Origin of the sequence: Paenibacillus sp. FSL W7-1332, assembly GCF_037969785.1 — a bacterium.
Taxonomy (GTDB): domain Bacteria; phylum Bacillota; class Bacilli; order Paenibacillales; family Paenibacillaceae; genus Paenibacillus_AQ.
Genome location: NZ_CP150209.1, coordinates 5,650,763 through 5,666,013, shown reverse-complemented (window position 1 = coordinate 5,666,013; position 15,251 = coordinate 5,650,763). Strand labels below are relative to the sequence as shown.

The 15,251-nt window shown below is 48.6% G+C and carries 11 protein-coding genes and 2 riboswitches; of the genes, 5 read left to right on the top strand and 6 right to left on the bottom strand.

Annotated elements, in window-relative coordinates:
- The first annotated feature begins 396 nt into the window (after window positions 1-396).
- The 3 genes from MKX98_RS25530 to MKX98_RS25520 all read left to right on the top strand — a co-directional run bounded on the left by MKX98_RS25530 (window position 397) and on the right by MKX98_RS25520 (window position 2,251).
- Complete coding sequence (locus tag MKX98_RS25530; protein WP_220684185.1) at window positions 397-828, top strand: DnaJ family domain-containing protein; 432 nt, start codon at window positions 397-399, stop codon at window positions 826-828.
- Window positions 829-1,093: 265 nt separating this feature from the next.
- Window positions 1,094-1,735, top strand: a complete 642-nt coding sequence (locus MKX98_RS25525; protein WP_194544103.1) for a TetR/AcrR family transcriptional regulator — start codon at window positions 1,094-1,096, stop codon at window positions 1,733-1,735.
- Between the two features lie 6 nt (window positions 1,736-1,741).
- Complete coding sequence (locus MKX98_RS25520) at window positions 1,742-2,251, top strand: DUF4188 domain-containing protein (protein WP_339219158.1); 510 nt, start codon at window positions 1,742-1,744, stop codon at window positions 2,249-2,251.
- Between the two features lie 29 nt (window positions 2,252-2,280).
- On the opposite strand, the gene MKX98_RS25515 is transcribed toward MKX98_RS25520, so the two are convergent.
- The 6 genes from MKX98_RS25515 to MKX98_RS25490 all read right to left on the bottom strand — a co-directional run bounded on the left by MKX98_RS25515 (window position 2,281) and on the right by MKX98_RS25490 (window position 9,961).
- A complete protein-coding gene (locus MKX98_RS25515; RefSeq protein ID WP_233355053.1) occupies window positions 2,281-3,801 on the bottom strand; it encodes an ABC transporter substrate-binding protein in 1,521 nt (506 codons plus the stop codon).
- 31 nt (window positions 3,802-3,832) lie between these two features.
- On the bottom strand, window positions 3,833-4,594 hold the full coding sequence (locus MKX98_RS25510) for a response regulator (protein ID WP_194544101.1): 762 nt from the start codon (window positions 4,592-4,594) through the stop codon (window positions 3,833-3,835).
- A complete protein-coding gene (locus MKX98_RS25505) occupies window positions 4,569-6,320 on the bottom strand; it encodes a histidine kinase (protein ID WP_233355052.1) in 1,752 nt (583 codons plus the stop codon). The genes MKX98_RS25510 and MKX98_RS25505 overlap by 26 nt, the downstream gene beginning before the upstream one ends.
- Before the next feature lie 159 nt (window positions 6,321-6,479).
- The gene (locus MKX98_RS25500) at window positions 6,480-7,976 is read right to left on the bottom strand and encodes an ABC transporter substrate-binding protein (protein ID WP_339219155.1); all 1,497 of its coding nucleotides are present in this window, start codon (window positions 7,974-7,976) and stop codon (window positions 6,480-6,482) included.
- 89 nt (window positions 7,977-8,065) lie between these two features.
- The gene (locus MKX98_RS25495) at window positions 8,066-8,995 is read right to left on the bottom strand and encodes a carbohydrate ABC transporter permease (RefSeq protein ID WP_194544098.1); all 930 of its coding nucleotides are present in this window, start codon (window positions 8,993-8,995) and stop codon (window positions 8,066-8,068) included.
- A 12-nt stretch (window positions 8,996-9,007) separates the two neighbouring features.
- Entirely contained in the window at window positions 9,008-9,961 is a 954-nt protein-coding gene (locus tag MKX98_RS25490) for an ABC transporter permease subunit (RefSeq protein WP_194544097.1), read from the bottom strand.
- 271 nt (window positions 9,962-10,232) lie between these two features.
- A riboswitch (cyclic di-GMP riboswitch) is annotated at window positions 10,233-10,319 on the top strand.
- A 57-nt stretch (window positions 10,320-10,376) separates the two neighbouring features.
- A riboswitch (cyclic di-GMP riboswitch) is annotated at window positions 10,377-10,465 on the top strand.
- A gap of 13 nt (window positions 10,466-10,478) precedes the next feature.
- Here MKX98_RS25490 and MKX98_RS25485 point away from each other — a divergent pair.
- Entirely contained in the window at window positions 10,479-11,279 is an 801-nt protein-coding gene (locus MKX98_RS25485; RefSeq protein ID WP_194544096.1) for a transglutaminase-like domain-containing protein, read from the top strand.
- 191 nt (window positions 11,280-11,470) lie between these two features.
- The gene (locus MKX98_RS25480; RefSeq protein ID WP_339219151.1) at window positions 11,471-15,205 is read left to right on the top strand and encodes a collagen binding domain-containing protein; all 3,735 of its coding nucleotides are present in this window, start codon (window positions 11,471-11,473) and stop codon (window positions 15,203-15,205) included.
- Window positions 15,206-15,251 lie beyond the last annotated feature (46 nt).

Below are 15,251 nucleotides of genomic sequence, written 5' to 3'. Positions count from 1 at the left end.
TTTATCCTTCCTTCTAATAAAATATTTTTTGGGGAATTTCTTGAATGTTGGAACTGCCTCAAGGAAATGAACTTATTTTGAGCTTGGGGGATTGGCAGCAGGCAAAGAGGTTTATGTATTGTGCTTGGGTAACAAACAATTGGTACAAAACAGTACATGAAAATGATAATCATTATCATATATTGGCGTTGGTGGCTTGTCAATGAAAAATTCTCAATCATACGTTGTAGTATTTAATCCCTGACCCATCCAAAATGATCTGCGGTATACGCTGAAACGAACTGTTAATTTTAGAAATGGTATGTTATATTTTGGATAATTTAAGGGGATAGATCTTCGGCATTCCATCGAAGGACAGAATGTATTTCCCTGATATGTAAGACGGAGGTGACCAAAATGGAACGGAATGATGATCCAAAAAATTCAGCTCTTGCTTCTGAAGAAGATCATAGCGAAGAAAAGGAACGACGCCCCATGTCGACCAGCAGCGGGCTTCTGGAATCGGCCATTGACAAATTTGCCAGAGAAGGCGGCTTTGACGATTCGCCGTTGAAGGGAAAGCCGATTAAGATCGAAGACGGGGATGTTCTAACCGGGATTATGAAGAACGCGAATTACCAGCCAGCATGGGTCGAGCTGAGAAAAGAAGTCGCTGCCGACATCAAGCGGCTCTTGGAGCGTCCGGAGTCGACTGCGATTCTAGAGACAGAGTTAGAGGCCATTAATCAAAAGATTATAAAGTACAACCGAATGGTTCCGAATCCACAGCTGCAAAAAGGGCTCCTGTCCGAAGTTAATTTGCACGCAGCCTACGATAAATGGGAGTAGCTAATTACCTCAAATGTGCTCCCCGTGACAATTTAAGAGATTACTCGAAAAAAACGGCGAAGAGACTCTAAGCTATCAGCTTCAGGGTCTCTTTGGGATATTGTTTCTTCAGTTATTTTTATCCGGGCCTTGAAAGTATGCCGTACCCCTGCATCATGTCGCTGATGTTAGGGGTGTTTTGTCTGTCTGTTTGGCGGTATTGACAAAATAAATTAACTAAAGTAAATTTATTTACACCAGTTAATTTAATGGAGGGGCAATCACGATGGATCCGGATATCTCATTAAGGGAGTTAAAGAAAGCCAAGAACAAAATCGCATTGTATGAAGCGGGAATATCCCTGATGAGGGACCGGATGTTCAGCCAAGTCATGGTGGAGGACATCTGCAAGCGCGCAGAAATATCCAAGGTTACTTTTTTTAAATTCTATCAACGTAAAGAGGATCTGCTGATTTATTTTATGCGGGTATGGCTGACCCAGCGAATTATCGAGATCGACGCAGAAGGGAAGAAAGGGTTTCAGGCTTTTCGGCATCTGTTGTCCCAAGTAGCTCAGGAGCATCACGTAAGACCGGGCATGATGCCGAGCCTGATCTCCTTTCTTGCGGAGCAGAACATGCAGCCCTGCATGCCGGAGCTTAGCCCTGCGGAAGTCTCGCTGCTTTTTCCCCGTCACGAGGAAGCGGGAAGCCAATCGCCTAACATGTATGCGTTGTTCCAGCAGTTCATGAAGGAAGAAGAGCAAGTCGGAAGACTGAACAAAGCGCTTACCTTGGAGCAAGCCGTGCAGATCTGTTTCACCATTTTTTATGGCGCGTTTCTGACGGCTCAATTGTACAATTCAACGGATATTGGCCGCTTTTATGAAACGCATCTGGGTCTGCTTGAAGTAAAGGAAGGGGTGTGAGCAAGCATGGGTAAAGTGATTCCAGGTCGATATACCGCACACATGGACGGTTCCTTCGTTGTATTCGTGATCGGGTTTCGGATTAACAAATGGTGGGCGGTGCATAAGTGGCTGCCTGTCATGAATGCCATGTCCCCGATGCTTCAGGAGCTGTACCGGAACAAGGAGGAGCTCGGGTTCATGGACGGTACCTATCATTTTTCAGGGCGGGGACTTACACTCATTCAATATTGGAGGAGCTTTGAACATCTGGAGCATTATGCCCGTCACGGAGCCAATCAGCTGAAGGCATGGCGGGATTTCAACCGCAAAGTTGGAACGGGAGGGGACGTAGGGATTTTCCACGAAACCTATCTTGTCCAGGAAGGGCAGCATGAATGCCTGTACAACAACATGCCGAGGTTCGGTTTGGCCAAAGCCGGAGCCCACGTCCCCGCGACGGGGCGCAGGGAAACGGCAAGCCGGCGGCTTGGCCGCGAGGGAGAACCCGCTGTGCCCACACCTCCAAATCCGTAGTCCAGAATAACAATGGCTGCTGCCAGCACTCATCTCATTTCCCGCCAAGCATCCAGCTGCTTCTGCACTTCCTGCCGTACGTCGTCTATGCCTGCCTGCTTCAGCTCCTCGTTAAACTTGGGGAGGATTGTATCCACATCGACGGAGCCTGTCATGAGGCTCGGATAATATTTATGCCAGACCATCTCGATGTTATCGGTTTGGGCGGTCATCTTGGATAGATCGGGCGTAAAGCCGAGCACGGTGGACTTGACGACGCCAGCGTTGTACTTGCGGAATTGATCCCACTTGTCGAGGGGATCCGGGTTATCACCGCCCATGGTTTTCAGGATAAACCAATTCCCCTGCGTGTATTGTACACCTGAATAGCGGCTTGCAGGCGCATCCGGGAGCGGGTTGCCATGGCTGTCCTTGTCCGTATTTGGAACGACTTGCCCCTGTTCATCCAGCGTGTAGTGCACGCCTTCAATTCCATAGTTGAATAAGTTTCGTATTTCGGGGTCCGTATTGAGTAAATTCAAAAATTTAATACACTCTACGGGATGTTTGGTGTTGGCATTCACGGCCATGATGCCTCCCCGAACGGATTCCGTCGTGACGGTGCTTGGGGTTACGGGATGGGCTACAATCTTGTAGCCGCGATCCTTACTCCAAGTCGTCTCCGAGAGCGGACCGCCGCCTGAAGACTTCCAGAACACTTTGGCCCCGCGTTTAAGCCCTCCGGGCTCTCGCAGCGCGGCATCCTCATTAATGAAGCCCTCCTTGTAGTAACGCCGCAGCGTATCCAGCACCTGCCGTGCTTCCCTGGTTTCGAAGATATTCACCACCTGAGCGCCCGGGTCCAGTGATTTGATCATCAAGGGCAATTTATGGTTCATAATATATTCGTATCCATGGAGTGTGAAGAAATTGTGGGAATCCCGATCCAATTCCATGGGGATGTAGGCCGGCTCTTCCCGATGAATCATCCGAAGCAGCGGCTCAAGCGATTCCAGCGTATTGTATTTGGTGATGTCGATATTATATTTATTCACGATGGAAGCGGGGTACATCCAGTGATCAAGCACGGCTAACTCTTTATTGGTCGGCACACCGTAAATGCTGCCATCGTTCATCCGTACCCCCTGCCAAAAGGTTGGGTCAATGGCATCGTACATTTCCTTGCCCAGGCCGGCAAGGTAGTCATCCAGCTTCAGCCAGGCGCCGCGCATAGCCGTAGTTGCATACTCAGGTGCAAAGGCAATATCAAACGGGCTGCCGGCGGATATGAGTGTGTTCAGCCGATCCTCATACTCCTGCCAGCTTACCTTGACATAGGTGATCGTCACACCGATTTTACGAGCCATGATTTCATTGATTTTATCATTGACGAGCTGCAGATCCTTGTCGGGCTCTCCGATCGTATAATAAATCAGATTTACCGTGTCCCCATCATAGGTTTCGCTGTTGTATCCGGGCTGCCGGAAGCAGCCGGTTGTATAGGATGTCAGCAGCATTATGAGACTGATGATCATGAAGATGCGTTTGGGCCTTGGATGCTTTAACATCATCGATATCCTCCTTTTTTCGCCGCGTTCGCTGTTACCCTTTTCCCCGCAGTTCGGAAGGAGATTTTCGGAAAAAGCTGTGAAAATGCGTATAGAAATAGTTGAGATTGTTGTAGCCGACGGAAAAGGCGATGTAGGAAATCTTCTCATCTGTTGATTGAATTCGTTCTTGTGCAAGAAGCATTCGGTAAGCCATGAGGTATTCGGAAAACTTCATGTTGGTTTCCTTAAGAAACAATTGTCCAAGGTAGGTGCTGTTCATCTGGAAACGCTCCGCTACGGATTTCAACGTGATATTCTGAGCATACTCTGTTCTGATCATCAGCAGGATGCGGTTGACCAGCTTGGATAAGCTGTCGTAGCTTACACCAAGCACCGGATCCTGGTTCAAGCTTTCGCCGTTCCTGTTACCTATCGAACCGCCCAGATCCTCGACGATGATCTTCTCAATCACTTGCTGCAGCTTGGTGCGTTCCACAGGCTTGAGCAGATAGTCTTTGACGCCACACCGAATGGCTTCCTGGGCATATGTAAATTCACTATAGCCGCTCATAATGATATATTTCGTAGGAATTTGAAATTCGTTCAGCCTGCGGATTGCTTCATATCCAAGCTCCTTGCCAATGCAAACATCGAATATGGCGACATCCGGCAGCAGGTCGACCACCTTGGACATGGCTTCCTCCGTGGATTCGCAGGTTTCGATCCGGCCAAATCCGTATTGCTTCCAATCCAGGATTCGCTTCATTCCCTCCAAAATCTGAGGTTCGTCATCCACAATCATCAGTTTGTACATGTTCAATCACCTCTTTTGAAATCCGCACGGATATGCTGACTCCAGCTTCCTCATTATTCGCAATCTCGATCGAAAAGCCGCTCCCGTAGAAAAAGTGAAGGCGCGTATATACGTTGCGCAGCCCGATACTATGGGAAGAAGGTTCATCAAGATTAGACATTGTGCTTCGGACGTTACGTAAACGCTCCGGAGAAATACCGCGCCCATTGTCCACAAATTCCAGTACGTAACCATCTTCGGCTTCATAGCCGTTAACGACATACAAATTAAACTCATGATTCGCGTTAAAGCCATGGATGAAAAAATTCTCAGCCAAAGGCTGCATCCAAAATTTCACGGTAGGGATGTGCAGCAACGCCGGCTCTACATTCACTTGATAATAAAAACGCTCGGGATACTTAAACTCCATAATCTCCAAGTACTTCTGCAGCAATTCCAGTTCGCTCGCAATCGAAATGATATTTTCCTTTTTGACGATTTCACGATAGAGCGTCCCCAGCGTTGCAATGGCATCAGCGGTGTCCCTGTCCTGATTGACAAGAGCAGTGGAGCGGATCACCTCCAATGTATTGTATAAAAAATGAGGATTGATTTGATGTTGAAGCGCTTTCATTTCAGTTTCCTGCTGTTTGATCTTTAACAGATATTCATTGCGGATATGCTTATCCAGCTGCTGAATCATATCGTCCAATTCCCGGGCGATCATGCCGTATTCATTTCGACGGTAACGGGCAGGGCGGTTAGGCGTGAAGTTGGCCATCTTCACACGTCCAATCGATTGAATGATGCGGCGCAGGAAGAGGGCATCATCCCGCATATTGTATGCAATGAGCAGAAGCACGCTGACCATGGCCGTCAATATGATCATAAAGATGGTGATCAGCATCCCGGCATGCTGACGGATGAGCATGGATAAATCGATGATGCTGACGAATTTGAAATTAAACTTGGTGGATGGAAAGGAGACAAAAAAGATATGCTTCAAAACTCCTTTAGAAATAATGCCGTGACTGCGTCCTTTCGCCGCGGCTAGTCGGGATAACTCCTCCAGATCCCGGTCCTGTTCGTTCCCGATCAGATATATTTCACCGGAAGGGCTGACTGCAGCAGCATTACCCAATCGGAAGCTTTGAACGGATTTAAAGATCTGTTCACTGCTGACCAAGAAGCGCAGCTCACCGAATTCCTGGGAACCTGACGTTGGATCCGACAGTTTCTTGCGATATACGAACCCCTTCATCAGGGTATCGCGAAAAGTTTCATCTGTATTCGGAAGCCCGAAGGTAAAGCTTGCAATTCCGTTATCATTAAAACGGACGACATTGCCATGCTTATCGGTATGCGTGCTTATCTGCGTGATTTCGCCCTGCGCCCAGCTGTACAGATAGGTCTTCACATCCTCCGGAAAAGAAACCAGCGGCTGCGAGAATTGGCTGTTCTGCAGCCTGCGGGTTAAGTATCCCTCAGCGCTGCTGCTTAAAAAGCTGCGAGCATCATCCATCAGAGCGGGATTGGAATACATTCGCTGCATGTAAGCCTCGATGCGGTCGGCATCATACTGCAGCTCATTCTCTACACGCGAGAAGGCATTAGCCGCCTCGATGCGGGCATTGCCAACCCATTGATTCAGCAGCATGGCACAGGTCAGCGTACCAAGCGTAAGTCCGATGGCCACGACGAAGATGACATAGGCAATAAACTTGTGACGATAAATTTTGATTTGCAAAAAAGAGCCCATACGACACCTCGATTGCAGCAGGTCGTTGAAACAGATGTTGCTATATCTCAATTTAACACGATTTACGCAAAGCTTCATAGATCGTATGGAAAAAGCATCCCTTAAGAGAGCCTCATTAAGGGATGCGCCTGATTGTAATCTGTAATCTTACTTGAAGTAATTGTTGATTTGCTCTTGGGCAGCTTGCATAATCGTGTCCATGCCGGCTGACTTTAATTCAGCCGTAATCTTCGGCACCATGGTTTCCGGATCGGATGCGCCCGTGATCAGCTCATATTTGTATTTATCCCATACGGCTTGGCAGTTCGCTACTTCGGTCTGAAGATCGGTGATGTCCAGCGCAAAGCCCAGGACGGTGGAAGAGGTCGCTGCATCGTTCAGCTTTTTAACCTGCTCCCACTGATCTTCAGGGGCGCCCTTGGTCACCGCCAAATTGAAGAATGTGCCTTGCGTGTAGGCAGCCAGCGGCCAAGTATCGGATGTACGCTCAATCACCTTTTCGCCATCGACGTTGTTGTAGTCGACGCCTAACTCGCCGAATGCCAGCATATTGCGAAGTTTAGGATCGGTATTCACTAATTCAAGGTACTTCAATGCTTCCTTCTTATACTTGGAATTCGCTGAAATCGCGTTTAGCGAGCCTTGGATCGTACCGGTGGTATAGATCGGTCCATAATGCTGAACCATATTATATTTTTCAATGGCGTCATTGATTTGCCAGCTGACCTCGGCTCCCGGGAATGCCTGGGCTGCAAAGAACGGTCTGCCTTTGTCGTTCTCCGTCTTTGTCGGAGCATCCGGGTTGATGATGCCATCCTGATACCACTGGTGCAGGAGCTTCAGATTGGCCATGACATCCGGCTGCTCGAGAACAGAGACCACCGTGCGTGCTGCATCGTCCGCTTTTACGCCGATGGGAGGGAAGCCCAGCGTTAAATCGTCATAGTCGTTAAAGAAGCCGTTCAAGCCTTCGCCTTGCGTCATTGGCAGCGGATAGAAGCTTTTGCCTTCGCCGGCCTTCATGTCACGAAGCGGCTTATCCAGATCCTGCAATGTTTTGATATTGTTGATGTCGATATTGTACTTTTGCACATACTTGTCATCGAATACCCAGTACTGCGTCAGCGCGGAATCCTTGTACGTCGGAACGGAATAATATTTGCCGCCGATCTTGGTGCCTTCCCATACCTTTTCGGGAATCAATTTGTACAAGTCCGGCGTTTCGCTCTGAACCAGATCCGTAATATCGGCAAACGCGCCCATTGTCACTTGCTTGCTGTATTTACCGCTGTTCGTGAACATGATGTCGAAGGGCTCGCCGGTATTCACGATGGTGTTCATTTTGGTGTCCCATTCGCCCCAACTGGCTACCTTGATGTCGACCTTCACGCCAATCTTCTCGGCCGTATAGGCATTCATGGCATCCACCGCTTTGCTGAAATTGTTCGGCACTTGGCCGCCGATGGTCCACCAGGTTAACGTCGGAATATCCTTGCTTGTCGTTTCGGAGTCTTTGGATGTGTCCGGCGTCGCTTGGGATCCGTCTGTTGTGGAAGCAGGCTTCGAGCCGCCGCAGGCTGCCAAAGCGGTCAACATTAGCGTCAGCACGCACAGCGTAGAGATGAACTTTAATGCTCTTTTCATTTCATTTCCCCCTTTTTGAAGTTAAATTAACTGAGTGTTGTATAGCGGATATTTATCATAAACCAAGCTTGTCTTGGTTTATTTCGTCATTAGCCCTTCACGGCGCCGACCGTCAATCCGGAAATAAAATACTTCTGGAAGAAAGGGTAGGCGAATGCTACAGGCAGCACGATGAGAATGGCGACCGCCATGCGGGCGGATTCCTTCGGCATCGTTGCGACGAGCATGGCGTAGCTAACGCCCATACTCGCTGCATTCTTGGCGAGTGCATCGACATTGCTCATTAAGCTGTTGAGCAGCGCTTGCAGGGAATACAGGTTCTGGTTGTCGATATACAGCATCGATTGAAACCAGTCGTTCCAGTAAGCAAAGCAGAGAAACAATCCGATGGTGGCGATGACGGGCAGCGAGATCGGCATAATGATCGAGAAGAAAATTCGCAGCTGGCTCGCGCCGTCGATTTCGGCTGATTCGATCAGCCCGTCGGGAATCGTGCTTTTAAAAAAGGTTTTACATATGATGACGTTGAACGATGAAACGGCGAGCGGGAGAATAAGCGCCCAAATGCTGTCTTTCAGTCCCAGTAAATTCGTGTTAATGAAGTAGCTGGATACCAAGCCGCCGTTGAATACCATCGGGATGAATACCACCCAGGTGAGAAAACCCCTTAGCTTGTAGTTGGGGCGAGAGAGAACGTAACCCATGGAAGCGGTCAGCAATACGCCGAGCACGGTACCGACCACGGTAACGAGGGCGGATACACCGAGGGCCCGCAGAATCATCGTTCCCTGCTTGATGATGTAAACGTAAGCCTCGGCCGACAAAGCAACCGGCAGCAGATGATATCCGGTCTCACGGATGGACTCCTCACTGGAGAAGGAGATGGACAGAACAACGATTACAGGTATGACGCAGAGCAGGGCCAGCATAATAAATACCAGGTTGAAGAACAGGTTGACGGCTTTGTTTGTACGGTTAAACTTCTCAAGGCCCGTCTCGTAATTGGTTTTTGGTGTCATCGTCTTGCCTCCTTACATCATCGCGCTATCGGGATCGATTCGACGAACAATCCAGTTAGCGACCAGAATCGTAGCGCATCCCAGAACAGACTGTACGAATGCGGCTGCGGATGCCATCCCTACGGTGGCGGTTTTCAGTTGTTTATACACCATGACATCGATGGTGGTCGCCACGTTGAACAGTGAATTGGAGTCTCGCGTGACCTGATAGAACAAACCGAAATCGGTGTAAAATATGCGCCCTACGGCCAGGATGAACATCATGACGATCACCAGCTTGAGCATGGGCAATGTTATGAATCTCGTCTGCTGCCAAATCGAAGCGCCATCAATAACAGCTGCTTCATAATAGGTGCTGTCGATGCTTGTGATGGTTGCCAAATAAATGACCATACCATAGCCCAGGCCCTTCCAGACATTTAAGAGAATCAAGAAGAATGGCCAATATTGCGGCTCCATATACCAGTTAATAGGATCGCTGCCCATACTGACGAGCATTTGATTGACAATTCCTTTGTCGAAGCTTAAGAATGCCCAGCCTACCGCAGATACGACCACCCAGGATAGGAAATAGGGGAGGAACATCATCGTCTGATAGACTTTGCTGGCTTTGCGGCTGTGGAGGAGGCCGATCATGATCGCGAATAGGACGGGCAGAACGATCCCCAGCACAATAAACACAATGTTGTATCCGATCGTGTTTCGAATGATGATCCAGGCGTCATTCGACTTGAATAGGAACTCGAAGTTTTTGAGGCCGATCCAAGGACTGTTAAACACATTGCTCAAAAATCCGCCGCTAATCCTGAAATTTTTAAAGGCGATAATGATCCCGAACATCGGCAAGAAACTAAACAGGATGTACCAAATCGTGGTCGGCAGCGCCAAGAGGGTTAGCTCCGTATCCTGCTTGTGCCAGCGTATTCGTAAGCGCTTTCGTTTTTTGGGTTCGGCTTGTGAGCTCATGTCTGTCACTCCTTACGGTGTTATCTCGCTTGTCGTGCACTTGTTAGTTTTATTGTATAAGAGGAAGATTCGATGCTTCCAGATAACAAACTTGATACTATAGTCAACAAACGTTAGATTCGAAAGATTTATTGCTCTATTGTTCGGTTAATTAACAAGAGCCAAACGTTCAAGGTTAGACGCTCTGTGGGACCTAAGACAATATTCCAAATTTTAATTTTTTTATTGATAGAAATGGATATATTTGATATGATGTATTCACAAAAGCTACTCACGATAACGGCAAACTTGTCGAAAGGCAAGGACGCAAAGCTACAGGGTCTTCTTGACGAAACGTCAATGACAGCCAGCTACCGAACGAAGACGCTTTTTTTGTTTTTTTGGACAAACATCCACTGAATCCTGTGAAACTCTAATACGATAATGGCAAACTTGTCGAAAGACTAGGACGCAAAGCTACAGGGCCTTCTTGACGAAATGTCAAATGGCAGCCTGGCCACCGAAGGGGAGTTACAGCATGCGCAACGCAATGTTCGCGATAATTGGACTTTTTGCGTTACTGATATGGGCTCCGGTTGTACAAGCTGCACCATCTGAAGATTGGCTGGGCTTGGAGGAACTGGATCGTGGAGCAATCGTCATTCGATATGACGTGAAAGCAGGCACCAAAACGAAGCTCATGATCGGAAAAGGTCAGGATCAATATACATATGGGCTTTCGAGGGCAAAGCAGCAGGAAGTTTTTCCACTGCAGATGGGCAACGGGAACTACAAGATTTCCGTGCTGGAACAAGTCAGCGGCAGCAAATACAAGATCGTACAGGAAGCGGCAGTTAAACTTCAACTGACGAACAGCAGCCAAGTGTTTTTGAACTCTGTACAAAATGTCGATTGGAGCGAAGAGGGCAAGGCTGCTCAGCTTGCGAAAAAGCTAACCCGCACTGCTCACTCCGACAAGGAAAAAGTACAGGCTGTCTACGAATATATCGTCGGTACGGTTCGGTACGACAACGCTCTGGCATCCAGCAAGCTGACGGATTACCTTCCCGATAGCAACCGCACGATCGCTGGACAAAAGGGAATGTGCTACGATTACGCCTCCCTGTTCGCTTCCATGCTCCGAAGCCTCGATATTCCGGCAAAGCTTGTCATGGGAACCTCGGAATACGTCGATGTCTACCACGCCTGGAATGAAGTATATTTGAACGGGCAGTGGGTAACCATTGACACAACCGTCGATGCAAGCTGGAAAAGCAAAGGAGCCGGATACAAAATGATTAAAGATGCCTCCAGCTATTCAGCATCCAAATACTACTAATTAATGCGTAACAATAAAATTAAGCTTTGGACGATTATGTCCAAGGCTTATTTCGCTTGTATAGAAATTGTATAGTTTTGGCCGATATAATGCAGGAAGCCCGCTGGGTTCTGAAGGAAAATACAGACACCAATGAATCGTGCGCCCGTAACAGGTCTTGAAGATGATGGCTCGTGAAGTCCATTATTGGCATGCATTTTGATAGAAGCATGGGACGAATCAGCGCACGAAAAAGTAAGATCGGAACCGAATATTACGAGGGTAATGATAAGATTGAGGGAGAGATTATGAAGAAAAAAGTAAGTGGAATTGTTGTGGCGTTGCTGCTTCTGTTTCAAACCCTATTGGGCACATTTGCTTGGACGGCGAATGCGGCGGGTAGCGAGCAGCCATCAGCCGCTACTGTGCAGGAATCAGAGACTGGCGTGCAGGAATTAGAAGTTAGCGAGCCAAAGACAGTCACGGATGACGTATATAACACGCCAGCACCAGCAGTCGACATGGAAGGAATACTAACCAAAGTCGTATTAACCGATGTGAACGGTACCGTGGTTGATGCGGTGTATAATCCGGACAGCAGCCTGGACATCGGTGCAGCCGTTAATCTCAGCTACGAATGGGAGCTTCCGAACGGACACGGCTACAAGAATGGGGATATATTCACTTTCGAGCTGCCGACGCAGTTTGAGATTTTTACGGACATTGACGCACCGCTCCTTGCCGGTCAAGGCGAAGTTGGCCGATTTACGGTTGATCGGAACGGGAAAGTTGTGATGACCTTCAACGATTACGTGGAGAATCATTCCAACATCAGCGGCAAGCTGGAAATTCGCACAGAGTTTAAGAAGGAAGTTCTTAAAGGAAGCACTGAAATCATTATTGCATTTCCGATAAAGGGCGGGGTTCAGACCATCATTGTGAACCTAAAGCCGCAAGGCGGAAAGCTGATCGAGAAGCAAGGGAAAGCGATCGGCAAAGATCAGATCGATTGGACGGTCCAGATCAACAAATCATTGGATAAAATCAAGCACGCGGTTCTCACAGATGAGATGCCTGAAGGCTTGGAACTCATCGCGGATTCCGTAGAGGTTTATAACCTGCAGGTTAACGGTGACGGCTCAGCGCTTCTTGGTGATAAGCTGGACGCTGGCAAGTACACCGTCCAAACGGGCGACGGCGGCAAACTGGAACTTGCATTCCAGGATGAGATGATCAGCAAAGCCTACGAAATTCGCTTTTCGACGAAGCTTATCGGTCAACAGTCACGGTTTGAGAATACCGCTGTCCTGTCAGGCGAAGGGATGGAAAATGCCCAATCGACGGCGACCGTAACGGTAGATCGCGGCCAATTCTTGAATAAGTCGTATCGCCAGGATAAGGATACCGGAGTCATTACTTGGACGGTGAAATACAATTTCAACGAGAAGAAGATTCCGAGCGCTCAAGCCGTAATTACGGATGAATTTAGTGAGAATCATACCTGGGATGCCGATTCGCTGAAGGTGTATAACGGGAATTCGACGAATGCCAAAGACCTGGTTTCAGAAGAGGATTATAACGTTGTAGCGAAAGGCACGAACGGATTCGAGCTTCAATTCAAGCAGGATATCGATTCGCCTTATACGATCGTTTATCAGACGATGCCGGTTGACCGCTTGAGCTCCGAAGGTCAGGAGGTCAAGAACAGAGTTGTATCGGGTGAAGCATTCAAGGAAGTAACGGCCCCGGGTTATGGAAGCCGTGCTCTGGTGAAAGGAAATACTAACATCGATTTCGCCAACAAAAAGGCAAAGTGGAAGATCACGGTCAATGGCGATAAAAAGCCGGACGGCACCAAATACAGCATGGAGAAGGTAGTCATCACGGATACGTTCCCGCAAGGCGGTCTCGAATTCGTTCCGGATTCAGTGACTGTAAAAGCGGACGGGAAAGTCGTTCCAGAGGGCGATTATAAAATCGTGATCGATGATGTACGCAACGGGTTTGTCATCGAATTCTCCAAGATTGACGCCACTTATACGATTGAATATGAAACGAAGTTTAACATCGGCTGGCTGAAGGATCGCAAACGGGACTTTTTGAACAGAGCCTCGATGACATGGGTCGAAGAAGGCAAGAGCAGAGGGCCGATTGAGCGGGATGCAAGCTTCTCCGCTGACGATTATACGAAAAATAATGGCGGTAAAGACGGCAGCTACAATCCTGTCGACAAAGAAGTGACGTGGAATATCAAGATGAATTATAATCTCGATTCGCTTAACGAAGCGATCGTAACCGATGCCCTGAAGCACCAGCAGAAGCTTGTGCCGAATTCGGTCAAGGTATACGAGATGGAGTTGACCGGGGGACGGAATGGCGCTCAGAAGGGCTCGCTAGTTCCAGCTGAACAATATGCAGTGACTGAACCATCAGAAGCTAACGGAAACCAGTTGTCCGTTCGGTTTACCAGCCCGATCTCATCAGCATACTGGATTGAATTCAAAACATCGCTGGAAGACACATTGATTGTCAACAAAATCGACAATACCGCCGTACTGCTGGATGGCAGCGCTAAAAAAGCGACCTGGAACGCCAGCGTAACGATTCCACACGGCGGCGAATATGTGAAGAAAAGCGGCACCCAAAATGGAAACAAAATCGACTGGGTGATTCGAATCAATGAAGGTCAGTCGCATATTTCCAACGCTAAAATAATCGACTATCCAAGTGCGAACCAAATCTTGATCGAGGATTCCTTCCACTTGTATACAACCAAGATCGACGCAAATGGAAAAGCGGAAAAAGCTCAAGAGCTGACAAAAGGGAAGGATTACACCTTAACCATTAATAGGCTTGAGGGAGATCAAGAGACCTTCGAATTAAAGTTCACGGGTGATATCTCAACGGCTTATATTTTGGAATATCAGTCGTTCATTATCGCTGAAGATAAAGAGGCTGTTCAAAATAAGGTGGCTCTTGAAGGAGATCAGCTGAAGACGGAGATTCGGGAAACGACGGAAGAGGTTATTGTCCGTACTTCCTCCGGCTCAGGTTCGGGAGGCGGCGTAACGGGCAGCCTGGAAGTAACGAAGGTGGATCAGGATGATCAGACGAAGCCGCTGGCGGGAGCAAAGTTTGCGCTTTACGACAAGGCAGGCAAACGAACACCGATCGTAAAAACCACCGATGAGGAAGGCAAGATCCTCTTTACGAAGCTGCTCTACGACGAGTATATTTTGGAGGAGCTGGCCGCTCCAGAAGGATATAAAATCGAGCAAACGACGTGGGACCTAACGATTGATTCCAGCATCAAGGATCAAGGCAATGTGAAGAAAATGATCGTAACGAACCGCAAGGAAGAGCCGGTTACACCTGGCGAGCCTACGGATCCGACAGACCCGACAGACCCGGGTAACCCAGGGAACCCAACAGACCCGGGCAATCCGACGGATCCGGGTAACCCAGGGAACCCGACCGATCCGGGCAATCCAACGGATCCTGGTAACCCAGGGAACCCGACCGATCCGGGCAATCCAACGGATCCGGGTAACCCAGGGAACCCAACCGATCCGGGCAATCCAACGGATCCGGGTAACCCGGGGAACCCAACCGATCCGGGCAATCCGACCGGTGAAGTAGAGGTGCCAGACGAGGATGTTCCAAGAGGCGAACCAACAACGCCGCAAACGCCTCAAACGCCTCCGACAGAGCCGGAAACACCAACCGTTGATATTAGCGAAGAGGATATTCCGCGAGGAGGCGTCGAGCCTGAGCCTCAGAAGCCGGAAGCACCAGCTCCATCAGAGAAGACCTCGACACCGCAAACGACGGTTCCGATGCTTCCAAAAACCGGTGAAGCGAGCCCTTATCCATTCTATTTGGCTGGCCTCGGGTTGATCGCTTTCGGTGTATGGTTAGGTCGCAAACGGATAAAAATGAAACCATAACGTCTCACGCTATACTTCGGCTCTTCTTGTCCAATGATCTGGGCAA